This window comes from bacterium (genome assembly GCA_040754625.1).
Classification (GTDB): Bacteria; JACRDZ01; JAQUKH01; order JAQUKH01; family JAQUKH01; genus JAQUKH01.
In genome coordinates, this window is the sequence record JBFMCF010000061.1 from 25,020 (window position 1) to 38,848 (window position 13,829).

Sequence of the window (13,829 nt, forward strand, 5' to 3'; positions counted from 1 at the left end):
ATTCCAAAAGGAACCAGTGTTTGTGAATTGTAAAACGTAATAAGTATTAAGAATACATCTATTTGCGTTTTACTTTTCACGTTTCACGGCTTCAGTTCCTCTATCTTTTTCCTTATAAGTTCAATAACCGGGTTTTCCGGGAAATCGGTCAGCAGTTTAATGTATTCGTCTTTCGCCTTAGAGGTATCTTTGAAATTTTTTTCGTAAATCAACGCCAATTGTTCAACCGCCTTTTGCTTGTAAAAATATAAGTCCATTTTCTTTATTTTTTCATAAACATCAAGCGCCTCTTTCCATTTTTTTTCTAAAGAATAAATTTCGCCCAATTCCATTAAAAAATAAAGAAGGACCGGTGAACCAGGGTTCTTGCCGATAAAATCATTTATGCCATTTTCAGCGTCAGGCAATTTGTAAGAATTTTTTTCACGGATTGCTTTTGTTAATATTCTAAGTTCTGCCTCATTTCCCCTGTTTTTATTTAACAGGAATATTCGGAGCAGGCTTTTATTTGTCTCCGGTTCGGAAGGAAATTTTCTGGCAAAATCTTCAAAAGATTCCTTTGCCTTTTCGAATTCATCCTCCAGGAAATAGGTTTCGGCAAGATAAAAATATGAAGCAGGGAGGAAACTGTTAACTGAGGGGTTTCCCGCTATATATTTGAATTGTTTTTCTGCCTCATTGAAATTTCCCAGAAAAAATTCCGCTTCGGCCAGCCGGAAAAGGGCCCTTTTTATAATTTCGTTTTGTTCCGGCAGGTTTTTAAAAAAACCCAGTGTTTCTTTTGCCTGTAATAAATTATGCGTTTCAAAAAATATCTCGCCTTTTAACGCGTAAGATTGCAGGATATAAGGTGCCGGGACGGATTCGTTAATCATTTCGTTTAAAATATTCAAGCTCGAATCGTAATTTTTAAGGTTATAAAAGGACAATGCAATCTGGTAATTTGCAAGCGGCCCGAACGTGGAAAAATCTTTGATTTTATTGAAGGTTGTTATTGCCTCGTTATAGAATTTTTTATTAATAAGTTTTTCTCCAAGCTGAACCAAAGTAATTTCTCTGTTTTTTTCAAGCTCGCCCGCTTTTTCAAGGCAGGGAATGCTTAAATCAGGCTGGTTTGTTTCAAGGTAAATCTCGCCGAGAAGCTTATATAATTCACCGGATTCAGGTTTTTTTGAAATCTCAGCCTGCGTTTTTTCAACCATGAATTGAGGATTTTTCAGGTTTTTTGTAATATCATGCAATTCTGAAATTACAAGCGGAAGCTGTTCAGACGAATAGTTTAAAAGGCTAAGTAATTCCTCAAACGCCCGCTCATTTTGCATCTGTAAAAGATAAATTTCAAATATTTCGCGATGGTAAATAAAAGGATTATGAAATATTTTTCTTGCCTCCAGCAGGCAGTTAAGTGATTCGTTAATCAAACCCTTTTTATTGAATATGGATACTGTAATTTGAAGGGTCAGTTCATTTGGGTTTTGGAAGAAAATATTTTTCCATATAGATATTGCCTCATTTTTTCTGTCGGATTCAAAATATAAATTTCCCAGGATTTCAAAATAAGAAAAATCTTTGTTTGGATTTTTCTCCCACACTGAAACGGCCTTGAGATATTTTTTCTGCCATAGATGAAAATTGACAAGAAGCCGGCGGACATGATTTTTTGAAGGATTTTGGTTTAATTCATCTTCTAAATTATTAATTTTTTGCTCCAGGATATTCCTTTTTTCATATACATGGAAAAGCCGCTCCTGGAGGTCGGTATTAAACGGCAGTAAATCAAACTTTTTTTCATATAGTTCTTGCGCCCTGGCATGGAAGTTGTTCTTTTCATAAAACCTGCCGAGAAGGAATATATAGTTTGGATTTAACGGCTCCCTTTCTGTCATTTCCCGCATAACTTCAAGTTGTTTTTCCGGGTTATTGTTGATTTGATACAATTCAGCCAGCCTTTCGCGGATTATGTTAATTTCAGGTATTTTCGGATAGTTTTTGATCAGGGTTTCATATTCTTTTACGGCTTCTTCAAAATTCCCAAGCCTGTCATAACTTTCAGCAATACCTTTCTGGCAGCTGACTCTTTCATTTTCATTTTTACTGGTTAATAATATTTCTTTATACATCTTTATAGCTGTTTCATATTGTTTTTGATTAAAGAAATTGTTTGCCTGGAATAATTTGAAACTTTTTAAATCATGCGCAGCCCCGGCGTCCGCGGTAAAAAATAAAATAATTAAAAAAATCGCTGATTTTTTCATTTTTCCTCCGACAAACGGCGGAAATATCCTTCCACGAGTTCGCGGTATTCCCACGGTATTTTTTCATCCTGTATATTTTCTATCTCGGACAGGATTTTCTTTTTTATCTCTTTAAGAGAACCAGGCAAATCGCCGGGGCGTTCTTTTATTTCAAATTCCCGGCCCGTGGTTGATTTCCATTGTTTTCCTGCTTCGCGCTGCCTGATTGATTTCTGGGCGTCTAAAAGCCTTGTTAAAATCCTTCGCTGTTTTTGCTGTAATTTCTCGCCGGTTTCTTTGTTTTTTAGCCCTTTTTCCACTTCATCCATATCGTTTAACGCACCGCCAAAGTCACCAATTTTTTCAGAAAGAGACTGCATCTGTTTTTCCAGTTCCTCAAGGGCTTGTTTAATAAGAGATTGTTCGAATGCCATCTGCTGTAAAATATTTTCTTCCTGTGGAGTTAATCCTCCCTGTTTTTTAATTAAGTTTTCAAGGTTTTTAGTAAGCTCGTTCAAATTTTCCTGCCTGTTGGAAAGATTTTTTAGCTCTTCCATCAATGAATCTGAACCGCCCCCCGGCGGCGCTTTTGAAAGCTCTTCGTAAAGTTTAATAAGATAAAAGGTTGTGCTGTTTACTTTCCCGACGCCTTCTTTTCCATACGAAAGCGCCATCGGTGTTTGCCCGTTTTTTAATTCTTCGACTGCCTGGTTAATGTCCATTTGCGCGCTTTGAATATTTTCTGTTAACCGGGGATTTATAAAGACAAATTTTTTTGTTAATTCCTTGTATTCTTTTTCAAAAAGATTAACGCCCTGTTTCAGGTTATTTTCTTTACCCGCGAGTTCCTGCCTTTTTTCTTCGCTTGCGCCGGATGATGCTTCAGAGATGGATTTTTTTGTAATTTCATTTATTTCATTTCCGGATGATGAAATTATCAGTCCGTAATTAATGGTTTTTTCAATCGCGGATAAAATCTCCTGCATGGATTTTTCTTTAAAGTCGTTTTTTATTTTGCTGAGTTTTTTTGCCATATCCTTCAGTTCAGGGGACACCTTTTCATCTATTTTTTTGATATTCTTTTTTACCGCGTCTTCAAGTTTTTTTACTAAATCATCTATTTTCTTTTCCAGCGCTTTTTCCTCCATTTCACTGCCTGCCTCTTTGAGTTTTCCTGAAGTATTTTTGTCCATCTCGTTTAAGTCACGGCTGAGTTTATCAAGGCCGTTTTTTACGTCATTAACCTCTTTTTTTATTGCCTTTTCTTCCCGGACCGCTTTATTATCAGGGAAAATATTTTTTTCCTGCCGGTTTGCCAGCTGGTTAAGTTCATTAATAAGGGCGTCCAGTTTTTGCTCCGCCTGTGTGCGTTTTAACAAGTTAAGCGTGCGGTCTATTTTTTCCTCAAATTCCTTCTGGTTAAACTGTGTTTCCATGAGGCTTTTTTGTTTTTCCGAAAGTTCAGTCTGCTGAAGCGCCTTGTTTATCTTGTCCAGCATTTCTTTCATTTCCGCAGTCAAAACTTCATTTAGTATTTTTTGAATCTCGGCAATTTTTTCCAGAGTGTCCTCCTTGATAAAAATACTTTTAGACAGCCTGTCTGCAGTGGTTTTCATATTTTTTAATATGTTTTCCAGATTTTCTTTGACTTTTTCTTCCCCTTTATGTATCGATTCCAGTTCTTTTTCTTTTGTCCAGTCAAATTCTTCGCCCTGGCTCATGCTTTTAATAAATTTTTCAGTCTTTTCTTTTAATTCTTTTTGTTCCTGCAGGACCTTTTGGAGCTTAACATTTTCCGACAATTGAGAATCTTCAGTGTCTTTATAAATCTCAAATAAGGACGGGAAATGGATCTGGTACGTTTCCGATTTCCCGATATTCGGGCCTGAGATATTATCATTGTCTTTTGACTCGACATAATAAATTATGGTGTCTTCAGGCAGGAATCCTAATCCGGATAAATTCCAGTTATAATCAAAAACAATGCCTTTCCCTTCAGGTTTCTGCATAAGAGAGACGGATGCCGTTTCATTCCGGCCGACAATTTCGGTCTTTAATTCTATTGTTTCAATTCCAAAATCATCATTAACTGAAATTTTTAAGGGGACCATCATTCTTTCATCAACAGTTATATTTTTCCCCGGCTCAATTATTTTTACGTCAGGCGGGTTGTCCAAAACAGCGTCAATTTTATAACGCGGGGATTCGTTTGTGTATCCTTCTTTATCACGGAGGTCAATATAATAATCATCGTCTTTTTTTATTGTTATTTCTCCAAAGGCCTTGTTTTTCCGGGCATCCATGGGAATTTTTTTGCCTGAGATAAATTTAATATTTGCCGTTTTAAGTTCTTTGCTGCAATCAATGGCAATCTTTGTTTTTGTTCCGGTTAACGCCTTAATCCAGTTATCTTTAATTGTTTTTGGAGGTAATTTTGTATATTCAGGGAAAACAAGATTTGCTTCAAAATTCCGGATTTCAGGTTTTTCGGCAATTTCTATGGAATACTCAGGCGATTTTAAATCACCCTGGGCCACATAATATTTTGTGTCCTGTGTAACCCGGGCTAGTGTTGTTTGGTGTTTTGTTTTTGTTAAACTATTAAAATCCTGGTTTTTTATTTCATCTTCCTTTGTCCAGTAAAAAATTTTCATATCGGAAGAATCAATTTTAAGTGAAAACGCCGTTATCTCAAGATCGTTCCCGGGAAATATTTTTGTGTTGCCGGGGATCACCTTTAGAGGAAAGTAAGGAGACCCGTGGATAAATTCATTCGAAAAAAATGACGAAGCCGCCGCGAACATATCCGGGGATATTATTACAAGGAATAAAGTTAACGCGGACGCGGCGCTGAATAATATAAAATTGTTTCTTAATGGTTTTAGAGAAACCGCTTTCTTAAAATTATATTTACCGATAATTTGCCCGGAATTTTCCAAATAAGCGGAAACAAGGTTGAGAGAATAACCATAAATATTATTTTTTAGATATTTTTTGAGTTGGACGTAAGTTATGACCGTGTCTTTTAATTCGGGAATATGGTTTTCAACTAAAAAAGCAGTTTTCTCCGCTTTATATTTTTTAAAAAGCGGAAGCTGCAGAAAAACAAATACTGTTCCCAAAAACAAAAATGACCCATACCTTAGAGCTGAAAGAAAATTATAATTATTCCCAAAATAATTTATTAACGGTGTTACGGCGATGATGAAAAACAGAGAGACGGTGAGAAATAAAACTACACCCCTGATAAATTCAATTCCCTTTAGTTTCAAAGAAAAATTGTAAAGTTTTTGTTCCACGGGTAAATTTTTCATTATAATAAATTATACCATAGAAACATGATTTCAATATCATTTGCGTTTTTCTTTAGTTTGTTTAAAAATAAATGGAATATTGCGGGGAAAAAGGGTAAAATAGAAATTAAATCAAGGTAAAAATAAAATATTACAATATAGGATATAAATGGATTTTAAGCTGGTTCTCGAAAAACTTTTGATGGGTTTTAAAAAAGAAAATGTCCGTTATGCTCTTATCGGCGGGTTAGCGCTTGGCGCATGGGGGGTAACAAGGTCAACGGTTGATATAGATTTTCTTGTGCTTTTTGAAGATATGGACAAGGTTGACCGGATAATGAATAAACTTGGTTATAGTGTCAGGTATAAAAGTGAAAATGTGTCGCAATATATTTCGCCCCTTAAAATATTCGGTGAAATAGATTTTTTACATGCTTTCAGAAAAATTGCCGTCAGTATGCTTCAAAGGGCTGAGGAAAGAAAAATGTTTAATGAAACAATACCTGTCAAAGTGTTAAAAATAGAAGATTTGATAGGATTAAAAGTACAGGCCATAGCTAACAATGAATCCCGGAAAAACATGGATTTATCCGATATCGAATCTTTAATCAAGGAGAACAAGGCAGATATAAACTGGGATACTCTGGAAGAATATTTTGATTTATTTGATTTTAAGGCGCTTTTTAATGAACTCAGGAGAAAAATCAATGCCGATAATAAGCAAAAATGAGAAAATAGAGCTAATAAAATCAGTAAAATCGGATTCATTACGAAAAGATATGGAGTATTTGTCCCGCCATAAACATAATCCCGTGGTTGTAAAAGGCAGGATAAATATGGATAATTTGATTGTTTTTTTAAACGAATACAACGAATTTATCAACCACCGCCCGAAACCATTCAGAAAAATTATCGATAAAAATATGAAAATTTAATATTTGAGTTTGATATTTAAGCCGCCATTTTCAAAATATGCCAATGGATTTTGCAGATCCCACATTTGTAGCATCCTTTGCCCTTGTTTAGTTTTTTTTCGCCTCATTCCATATTCTGTCCAGCTTCTCAAGCGTGTAATACGAAAAATCCTTGCCTTTGCGGGCGGTCTTATGATAGAAATAGGCAAAATGATATAGTGTTTCTTTAAGAAAATTATTAAATTGCCCGGCAAAAAACCCTTGACAAACAGTATTATTGATAGTATTATTTATAGTGTTAATAAAAGTATTATTATGAAAGGCCGCTTATATGGATTATAAAATAACCGCGAATGAATTGAAGACAAAAGGAGTTTCAGCCATAAAAGAAGCCACTGCTGATTACCCGGAGGCAGTTATAACGGTAAGGGGCAAGAGCCGTTATGTCGTTATTCCCATCGAAGCCTATAATCATTTGAGGGAATGTGAACTGGAAGCGGCCATTATTGAATCCAAAAAGGACATCAAAAACGGTAAATATGTCTGCGAAAGCGTTGAAGCTCACATTAAAAGACTAAAACGTGGCTAAAATAATATATACCGAAAGTTATATTAAACGGGCAAAAAAATTCATTAAAAAACCTCCTGAAATTATTAATCAATACGCTAAAACGCTGAAATTGCTTGAAATTAATCCATTTCATCCGTCCCTGAGGCTCCATAAATTAAAGGGCAGGCTTTCCAATCTGCATTCCGTATCAATAAATATCTCGTACCGCATATCGATTGATTTTATTATTGAAGAGGATATGATTATTCCTATTGACATCGGTTCTCATGACGAAGTATATCAAAATTAAATTTTTACTTGACTTATTATAATTAATAAGTTATTATAATTGATAATGTGGCATATTAAAGAACATAAGGATATTGAGAAGGTTTGCCGTAAACTTCCGCCGGTTATTGTAAAAAAATATGAGCTTTGGAAAAACATCGTGTTTCGCCATGGGCCCGACAAACTGCGGGAATTTCCCGGTTTCCATGACGAGAAGCTAAAAGGTAAAAGAGAAGGCCAACGCTCATCGAGGTTAAGTTTACAGCACAGAGTCATTTACGCGGTGGAACAAAATATTGTGAGAGTTTATGTTCTTGAAATAACGCCGCATGAATATTAGGAGGGTATATGAGGATTAGAAAAAACGAATTCAGGCGTGCGAAACCGCACATAGAATTAACGACAGGCGAGGTTATTCAGATGCTTCGCGAATTGAAAGAATGGACCCAGGAAGAATTGTCTAAACACTCCGGCATTAGTTCTACAAACATCAGCTTGCTGGAAAATGGCAGGGTCGACATTGGTAAAAAGCGGGCGGAACAATTGGCAAAGGCCTTCAATGTCCATCCGGCAACTATTATGTTCCCCGAGTATGAGTCTCTGGAAATAAAAAAAGCGGCTTAATAATTTTCTTGATTGGCAATTTATTTCCGTCCATGTTTTTGGCTTTTCCGCGCCTTTTTTGCCTCGTTCCAGATCTCGTCAAGGCCTTCAAGCGTGTATTGGGAGAAGTCTTTTCCTTCTCTTGCTATTTTTTCTTCGATAAAAGTGAAACGGCTGATGAATTTTCCGATGGTTTTGCTTAAAACCGTTTCAGGGTCTTTTTCAAGAAACCGCGCGATATTGACCAGCACGAAAAAAAGGTCGCCGAGTTCCTCCTCCATGCCCCTGGAGTCTTTTTTCTTATACGCGGTTTTGAATTCAGAGAACTCTTCATCAAGCTTTGAAAATATGTCTTCCACGTGGTTCCAGTCAAAACCGACCCGTGAAGCTCTGTCTTGTACCCTTTGTGCGCGCATCATCGCGGGCATGCCTTTTGGTATCCCGTCCAGAATGGATTTTTGCTCCCGGGATTTTCCCTTCTTTTCCTCCTTTTTTATCTTTTCCCAGTTATTCAGGACGTCTTTAACCCCGTGGACTTTTTTGTTTTCAAACACATGCGGGTGCCGCCGGACCATTTTTGCGTAAATAATTTTCAAGACATCTTCGATTGTAAAAGCTTTATTATCTTTCGCTATCTGGCAGTGAAATATGACCTGGAACAGGAGATCGCCGAGTTCTTCTTTCAGTTTATCCGCGTTATTTTCGTCAATTGCCTCGATTACCTCGTAGGTTTCCTCGATTAATGAAGGTTTAAGCGAAAAATGGGTTTGCTTCAGGTCCCACGGGCAGCCGCCTTTTTTTTTCCGCAGTATCTCCATTAACTTTACAAGTTTATAAAAAGAATCTTTTATATTATTTTCAGCCATAATAAAAATATTATATCACAATATAAAAATTTCGGTTTTTTTATATTCATTTTTGGTATAATATCTACTTATAAATTTTGAGTCCGGCAAATTTTTATTTTAAGAAGTAATTTTATATCTCTTTCACACGCTCTTATGGCAAGCGCAAGTATGTCGCTAATGTTGGGAATGCCCTTCCGGAATTCTCTCATCCGCCTAAGGCGGATTCGGTCAGTTCCGGCTTTCCCAACATAGACTCCGACTTGCGCTAAGCCATTTCCGCTAATGTTCTTTCGATATAAAATTACTTCTTTTTGGAATTTTGCCAACTCAAGTTATTAAATTTTAAACAAAAACAGGAGATTGCCATGACCGAAAAACACAAGACTGATACGTTTGAGTATAAAGCCGAGATGAAACAGCTTTTAAACATTATCGTCCATTCATTATATACTCATCCCGAGATTTTTTTGCGCGAGCTTATTTCCAACGCTTCCGACGCGCTTAATAAAATCCGTTTCCAGGGATTGACCGATCGTAACATTACTGATCCGGACGCGCCGCTGGAGATAAGGATAGATGTTGACCCAAAACAAGGAACATTTTCCATAGAGGATACCGGCATAGGGATGACCAGGGACGAGCTTATAAATAATATCGGGACCGTCGCCCGCTCGGGTACGGTTGAATTCTTTGAAAAGATCAAAAAAGAGGGCAAAAAATTCGATGAAAACCTTATAGGTCAATTCGGTGTGGGATTTTACTCGGTGTTCATGGTTGCTGATGATGTTATTATAGAGACAAAACATGCCGGCATGGATTCCAAAGGCCTGAAATGGGAATCAAAAGGCGAAAGCTCCTTTACAATAGAAGAGATTGACCGCGAAAACAGGGGGACAAAGATATATTTCAAATTAAAAGACAACGCGAAAGAATATTCCGACGAGTACAGGGTCAAAGAGATTATTAATAAATACTCCAATTTCGCCGATTTTCCGATACTTTTTAAGGGTGAAAGGATCAATAAGATAAGCGCGTTATGGCGCAAAAAGTCCAAAGACATCAAGGAAAACGAGGCAAATGAATTTTATAAATATATCGCGAACGACTTTGACGACCCGTTGGGTTATTTTCACCTGGATATTGAAGGCGAGGTCAATTTTAAGGCCCTTCTTTTTATTTCAAAGCACGCCCCGTTCGATTCATGGCAGTTCCAGAAGGAAAAATCACTGCATCTTTATTCGAATAAAATACTTATACAAAATGACTGCAAGGACCTCCTGCCTGAATATCTCAGGTTTGTCAAAGGAGTTGTCGATACGGCGGACCTGCCGTTAAATGTTTCCCGTGAATTTATCCAGAATCACCCGGCTATCGGCACGATAAGGTCGGTATTGACAAAAAGGATTTTGCGTTACCTTTCGGATCTTTCGGATAAATCGAAAGACAAATATGAAGCATTCTATAAAAATTTTTCACCCCTTCTTAAACTGGGGCTTACCAGTGATTTCGGAAACAAAGATAAAATAACGGAGCTTTTACGGTTTGAGTCTTCCCTGAAGAAGCCCGGAGAATACGTTTCTTTGAAGGATTATGTCTCCGGAATGAAAACAGACCAGAAAGAAATTTATTATATCTGCGGAGAACACCGCTTGGACATCGAAAAAAATCCCAACCTGGAATATTTCAGAAAAAAGGGAATAGAGGTTTTGTTTTTAGCTGACCCCGTTGACGCCTTTATTATCCCGTCCGTGAATGAATTCGAAAAACATCGCCTGAAATCAATAGAAAAGGCGGACATTGAACTTGCCCCTGAAGACAAGATCGAGAAACCGGAGGCCAATCTCACCAAATCGCTGTTGACGCTGTTCAAAGAAACGCTCGGCGGCAAGGTCGAAGATGTTGTGGCCTCAAAAAGGCTTGTTGAGTCCGCGGTGACTGTCGTCGCCGGCAAAAACGCGATGGACAGCCATACCGAAAGGATGATGAAGATGATGAACAAGGATTTCAGGGGTTCAAAAAAGATCATGGAAGTAAACACCTCTCATCCTTTAATAACCAACTTGTCAAGAATGTACATGGCCGACGCGAATGACCCTTTCATTAAAAAATGCGTGGAACAGCTTTATGAGGGCGCCCTGCTTGCGGAAGGCAGTCTCGCGTCAACCGCCGATTTTGTGAAACGGATGACGGAGATTATGGAAAGAGCGGCGAAATGAATGGAATTATTTAAAATTGCCCCCGCATTTAACTTGCATTTTTTCGAATAATACTTGACAAATTCACTATTTAGTCATACTATAATAAATAGTAGGAATAAAATCAAAAGTTGGAGGAATTATGCAAGTAGTAAAAGTTTTACCAAAAGGACAGATTACCCTTCCTAAGAAAATAAGAAAGGCTTTAAATATAAAAGATGGGGATACATTGGTTGTTGAAAAAACCGGTCAGGAATTAGTTATTAAAAAAGGTAAAACGATATTTGATTATGTTGGAACTTTACCTAATATAGGATTGTCAATTGATGAAATAAGAGAAAAAGCCATAGAAAAGGCAGTCAAAGAAGATGAATAGATCATTTATTGATACAAGTGTAATTCTGAGATTCTTGGTTAAAGATGATGATGTAAAAAAGGAAGCATCCAGGAAATTAATTAAAGATTCAAAAGGCAATGATGTAATTCTTTACCTTTTACCTGTGACAATTTTAGAGATAGTTTGGGTATTAGAAAAAGTTTATAGATTTGAACGAAAAAAAATCAGGGAATATGTCGAATCCATTTTAAACACACCTGAATTGGAAATTGAATTGGAAAATGTATTTAGAAAGGCAATTGAAGTATACGAAGAAAAAAATGTGAAATTTGCTGATGCCGTAATGGGTTTCTGGGGATTAGAAAAGGGTTTTAATACCGTATATACTTATGATGAGAAAGATTTTAAGAGGATAGAAGGGCTTGAGGTGAAAAAACCATAAACGCTGACGCTAAAAAAACACTTTCCAGTCAGATACAAATTTATAATTTATCCGGCCATTAAAAACTGAACGGGAAATGAGTTTTGTATATTCATAAAATAGCTCTTCGCGGATGGTTTTAATCTATTTAGGTGGCATGGTTTTACTTGAATGTAATCTCTTTACCAACTTTATTATTCCAAACTTTTAAGGAATTCTATTAATTTTGATGCGGTAATAACAAGGACTGTTCTTTCCTGTGCTGTCATAATACCTTCTAAGCTTATTATATCTGAACTTAATTTTAGATTTGTTGTAAAACTTTTACGAAATCTAATAAATGGTACAGTTTCAAAAACTGGATTTGTAATTTCACCGTTTTCAATTGATATATTCTTGGGATCAAATTTGCATATTTTAAGTTCAGCCGTAGTTACAATAGCAGTGAAATATATTTTTCTAAAATCACCGTTATTTTTATTCAGTTCATATTCCTTAATAGCAATTGTTTCTGTAGCTTCTATCAATTCCGAACAAATACGTTCCAACATTGGCTTGTCATTTGGCCCTTGCCCTGGGATAATACAAAATGCTGCTTCTGGTGATGGAGGAATTGCCGTAAAATTCCACCAGTCAAAATATTTTTTATCACTTCTTTCAATATCAGTAAGCCATGCTTGAAAATGTGTTCTATCCATATTTGGTGTTAAAGAAGGAATCAAAAATATCCAATTTGTATCACGAACCCGTTTACATTCAATCATGGAGAGAATAACAAAAAAAAGTGAAAATATCTAAAACATCCGTTTTTTTCCCATTTTAAACAGAAAACAAAAAAAGGCGGGTTTGGAACGCGTCTCTGCAAAACAAAATCAAAAATAAATTACAGTCCCATAAACGAATCCGCGAACATAAAAATAATTCTTGCAAATACACACAGAATATTATAAAATAATATCGTTATGAAAATTGTTATCGATACCTCTGTTCTTATATCTCTAGCAAAAATAAATTATATGGAAATTATTGCAAAATTAAAAAGCAATTTAATTTTATCGAATGAGGTATATGAAGAAGCAGTGGTTGAAGGTGAAAAAAAGGATTTACCGGATGCAACTTTAATTAAAAAATTTATAAAAGAAAATAAAATAGCTCAAGTGCAAGTTAAGAATAGTTCAATCAAAGGTTTATCTTTAAAAATAGAAAAGAATTTATCAAAAGGAGATGCGTCTATTCTTGCGTTGGCGTTGCAGGAAAATGCAGTTGAAATATTGACAGATGATGAAGGGCTTGCTAAATTGGCATTATTTTTGGATTTTAAAGTAAGCGCTTCATCTGATTTAATATTTCAATCGCTTAGTGAAGGGATTATTAAATATAATGAATTTGATAAACATATCAAAAATCTTGTTTTAGAAAATAGGTTAAGCCCTGTTGTTGCGGAATTTTACATAATGGAGGGTAAAAAATATGATAAAAACTAGAAAGTTAATCAGAACAAATGTTATGCTTGATAAAGGTCTTGTGGATTCTATTGATGAATTTGCTGATATAATGGAAGAAGACCGTTCATCGGCAATCAGACAATTAATTAGAAGGGCTATTACCGAAGAAAAAATGGATATAGCTGTAAAAAAATTTCAGGAAGGTATTTCATTCAGAAAAGCGGTTGAATTGGCCGGTGTTGATTATTGGGATTTCCAGATGGAACTGGATAAAAGAGGCATAGCAATATTGTCTTCTCTTCCGCTGGCTCAGAGAAGAATGAAAAAGTAGTGAAATTACAGTTCCTGCCTTTGAACACACAGATGCTTTTACACAAATTTCATGACAATAAATTAGATTTAAACAATAATTGAAAATAATAAAACCAATATCGGAAGAATATGAGCAATATCCGGAAAATAATAAAATTTATATTTCCGGAAAAACTTTTTAAAAAAATTGAAGAAGAGTCCAAAAAATGGTTTATAGAATGTGAGGTCTGTGGATATATAAGCTGCATTTATGACAATCCTTTAGACCTAAAACAAGCGAGTTTTTTTAAGCGCGACTTAAAGTTAATCGGCAGCCATGGAAAATCTTTATTTTCGCTCTATTCGTCCATATAAAATTTATTTTTTGTTTCGTTAAACTGGGAAAATAT

General features: G+C 35.9%; 15 protein-coding genes. 11 read left to right on the forward strand and 4 right to left on the reverse strand.

The genetic code is table 11. From position 1 onward, the window contains the following. Window positions 1-83: 83 nt before the first annotated feature. Both AB1498_05265 and AB1498_05270 read right to left on the reverse strand, forming a co-directional pair. Entirely contained in the window at window positions 84-2,255 is a 2,172-nt protein-coding gene (locus AB1498_05265) for a tetratricopeptide repeat protein (protein MEW6087694.1), read from the reverse strand. Next, a complete protein-coding gene (locus tag AB1498_05270) occupies window positions 2,252-5,548 on the reverse strand; it encodes a DUF4175 family protein (protein ID MEW6087695.1) in 3,297 nt (1,098 codons plus the stop codon). The genes AB1498_05265 and AB1498_05270 overlap by 4 nt, the downstream gene beginning before the upstream one ends. Before the next feature lie 148 nt (window positions 5,549-5,696). On the opposite strand from AB1498_05270, the gene AB1498_05275 reads away from it, so the two are divergent. The 6 genes from AB1498_05275 (at window position 5,697) to AB1498_05300 (ending at window position 7,903) form a co-directional block, all read left to right on the forward strand. Beyond that, a complete protein-coding gene (locus tag AB1498_05275; protein ID MEW6087696.1) occupies window positions 5,697-6,257 on the forward strand; it encodes a nucleotidyl transferase AbiEii/AbiGii toxin family protein in 561 nt (186 codons plus the stop codon). Then, a complete protein-coding gene (locus tag AB1498_05280; GenBank protein ID MEW6087697.1) occupies window positions 6,235-6,462 on the forward strand; it encodes a hypothetical protein in 228 nt (75 codons plus the stop codon). The genes AB1498_05275 and AB1498_05280 overlap by 23 nt, the downstream gene beginning before the upstream one ends. Before the next feature lie 310 nt (window positions 6,463-6,772). After that, window positions 6,773-7,030 carry a hypothetical protein gene (locus tag AB1498_05285; GenBank protein MEW6087698.1) on the forward strand — a complete coding sequence of 86 codons (258 nt, stop codon included), beginning with the start codon at window positions 6,773-6,775 and terminating at the stop codon, window positions 7,028-7,030. Continuing rightward, complete coding sequence (locus AB1498_05290) at window positions 7,023-7,301, forward strand: plasmid stabilization protein (GenBank protein ID MEW6087699.1); 279 nt, start codon at window positions 7,023-7,025, stop codon at window positions 7,299-7,301. Before AB1498_05285 ends, AB1498_05290 begins: the two co-directional genes overlap by 8 nt. A gap of 45 nt (window positions 7,302-7,346) precedes the next feature. After that, window positions 7,347-7,619, forward strand: coding sequence for a type II toxin-antitoxin system mRNA interferase toxin, RelE/StbE family (locus tag AB1498_05295; GenBank protein ID MEW6087700.1), 273 nt, complete (start codon window positions 7,347-7,349; stop codon window positions 7,617-7,619). 8 nt (window positions 7,620-7,627) lie between these two features. Continuing rightward, window positions 7,628-7,903 carry a helix-turn-helix transcriptional regulator gene (locus AB1498_05300; protein ID MEW6087701.1) on the forward strand — a complete coding sequence of 92 codons (276 nt, stop codon included), beginning with the start codon at window positions 7,628-7,630 and terminating at the stop codon, window positions 7,901-7,903. Between the two features lie 20 nt (window positions 7,904-7,923). Here AB1498_05300 and mazG read toward each other — a convergent pair whose 3' ends face one another. Further along, window positions 7,924-8,748, reverse strand: coding sequence for a nucleoside triphosphate pyrophosphohydrolase (gene mazG, locus AB1498_05305; protein MEW6087702.1), 825 nt, complete (start codon window positions 8,746-8,748; stop codon window positions 7,924-7,926). A 347-nt stretch (window positions 8,749-9,095) separates the two neighbouring features. Between mazG and htpG the strand changes: the two genes are divergently transcribed. The 3 genes from htpG to AB1498_05320 all read left to right on the forward strand — a co-directional run bounded on the left by htpG (window position 9,096) and on the right by AB1498_05320 (window position 11,704). Then, window positions 9,096-10,946 (forward strand): molecular chaperone HtpG, encoded by a 1,851-nt coding sequence (gene htpG / locus AB1498_05310; protein ID MEW6087703.1) that lies wholly within the window; start codon window positions 9,096-9,098, stop codon window positions 10,944-10,946. Between the two features lie 121 nt (window positions 10,947-11,067). Then, a complete protein-coding gene (locus AB1498_05315) occupies window positions 11,068-11,301 on the forward strand; it encodes an AbrB/MazE/SpoVT family DNA-binding domain-containing protein (protein MEW6087704.1) in 234 nt (77 codons plus the stop codon). Beyond that, on the forward strand, window positions 11,294-11,704 hold the full coding sequence (locus AB1498_05320; GenBank protein MEW6087705.1) for a PIN domain-containing protein: 411 nt from the start codon (window positions 11,294-11,296) through the stop codon (window positions 11,702-11,704). Before AB1498_05315 ends, AB1498_05320 begins: the two co-directional genes overlap by 8 nt. 173 nt (window positions 11,705-11,877) lie before the next feature. Here the strand turns inward: AB1498_05320 and AB1498_05325 are convergent, their stop codons facing one another. Next, the gene (locus AB1498_05325; GenBank protein MEW6087706.1) at window positions 11,878-12,447 is read right to left on the reverse strand and encodes a hypothetical protein; all 570 of its coding nucleotides are present in this window, start codon (window positions 12,445-12,447) and stop codon (window positions 11,878-11,880) included. Window positions 12,448-12,645: 198 nt separating this feature from the next. Here AB1498_05325 and AB1498_05330 point away from each other — a divergent pair, with 198 nt between their 5' ends. Further along, window positions 12,646-13,167, forward strand: coding sequence for a PIN domain-containing protein (locus AB1498_05330; protein MEW6087707.1), 522 nt, complete (start codon window positions 12,646-12,648; stop codon window positions 13,165-13,167). Then, entirely contained in the window at window positions 13,154-13,459 is a 306-nt protein-coding gene (locus AB1498_05335) for a UPF0175 family protein (protein MEW6087708.1), read from the forward strand. The genes AB1498_05330 and AB1498_05335 overlap by 14 nt, the downstream gene beginning before the upstream one ends. The last annotated feature ends 370 nt before the right edge of the window (window positions 13,460-13,829 follow it).

What these genes read in the sequence shown, in the direction of transcription:
- AB1498_05315 (MEW6087704.1), top strand. Translation starts at nt 11,068, where the DNA reads ATGCAAGTAGTAAAAGTTTTACCAAAAGGACAGATTACCCTTCCTAAG.
- AB1498_05325 (MEW6087706.1), bottom strand. Translation starts at nt 12,447, where the DNA reads ATGATTGAATGTAAACGGGTTCGTGATACAAATTGGATATTTTTGATT.
- htpG (MEW6087703.1), top strand. Translation starts at nt 9,096, where the DNA reads ATGACCGAAAAACACAAGACTGATACGTTTGAGTATAAAGCCGAGATG.
- AB1498_05285 (MEW6087698.1), top strand. Translation starts at nt 6,773, where the DNA reads ATGGATTATAAAATAACCGCGAATGAATTGAAGACAAAAGGAGTTTCA.
- AB1498_05335 (MEW6087708.1), top strand. Translation starts at nt 13,154, where the DNA reads ATGATAAAAACTAGAAAGTTAATCAGAACAAATGTTATGCTTGATAAA.
- AB1498_05265 (MEW6087694.1), bottom strand. Translation starts at nt 2,255, where the DNA reads ATGAAAAAATCAGCGATTTTTTTAATTATTTTATTTTTTACCGCGGAC.
- mazG (MEW6087702.1), bottom strand. Translation starts at nt 8,748, where the DNA reads ATGGCTGAAAATAATATAAAAGATTCTTTTTATAAACTTGTAAAGTTA.
- AB1498_05320 (MEW6087705.1), top strand. Translation starts at nt 11,294, where the DNA reads ATGAATAGATCATTTATTGATACAAGTGTAATTCTGAGATTCTTGGTT.
- AB1498_05295 (MEW6087700.1), top strand. Translation starts at nt 7,347, where the DNA reads ATGTGGCATATTAAAGAACATAAGGATATTGAGAAGGTTTGCCGTAAA.
- AB1498_05270 (MEW6087695.1), bottom strand. Translation starts at nt 5,548, where the DNA reads ATGAAAAATTTACCCGTGGAACAAAAACTTTACAATTTTTCTTTGAAA.
- AB1498_05330 (MEW6087707.1), top strand. Translation starts at nt 12,646, where the DNA reads ATGAAAATTGTTATCGATACCTCTGTTCTTATATCTCTAGCAAAAATA.
- AB1498_05280 (MEW6087697.1), top strand. Translation starts at nt 6,235, where the DNA reads ATGCCGATAATAAGCAAAAATGAGAAAATAGAGCTAATAAAATCAGTA.
- AB1498_05300 (MEW6087701.1), top strand. Translation starts at nt 7,628, where the DNA reads ATGAGGATTAGAAAAAACGAATTCAGGCGTGCGAAACCGCACATAGAA.
- AB1498_05275 (MEW6087696.1), top strand. Translation starts at nt 5,697, where the DNA reads ATGGATTTTAAGCTGGTTCTCGAAAAACTTTTGATGGGTTTTAAAAAA.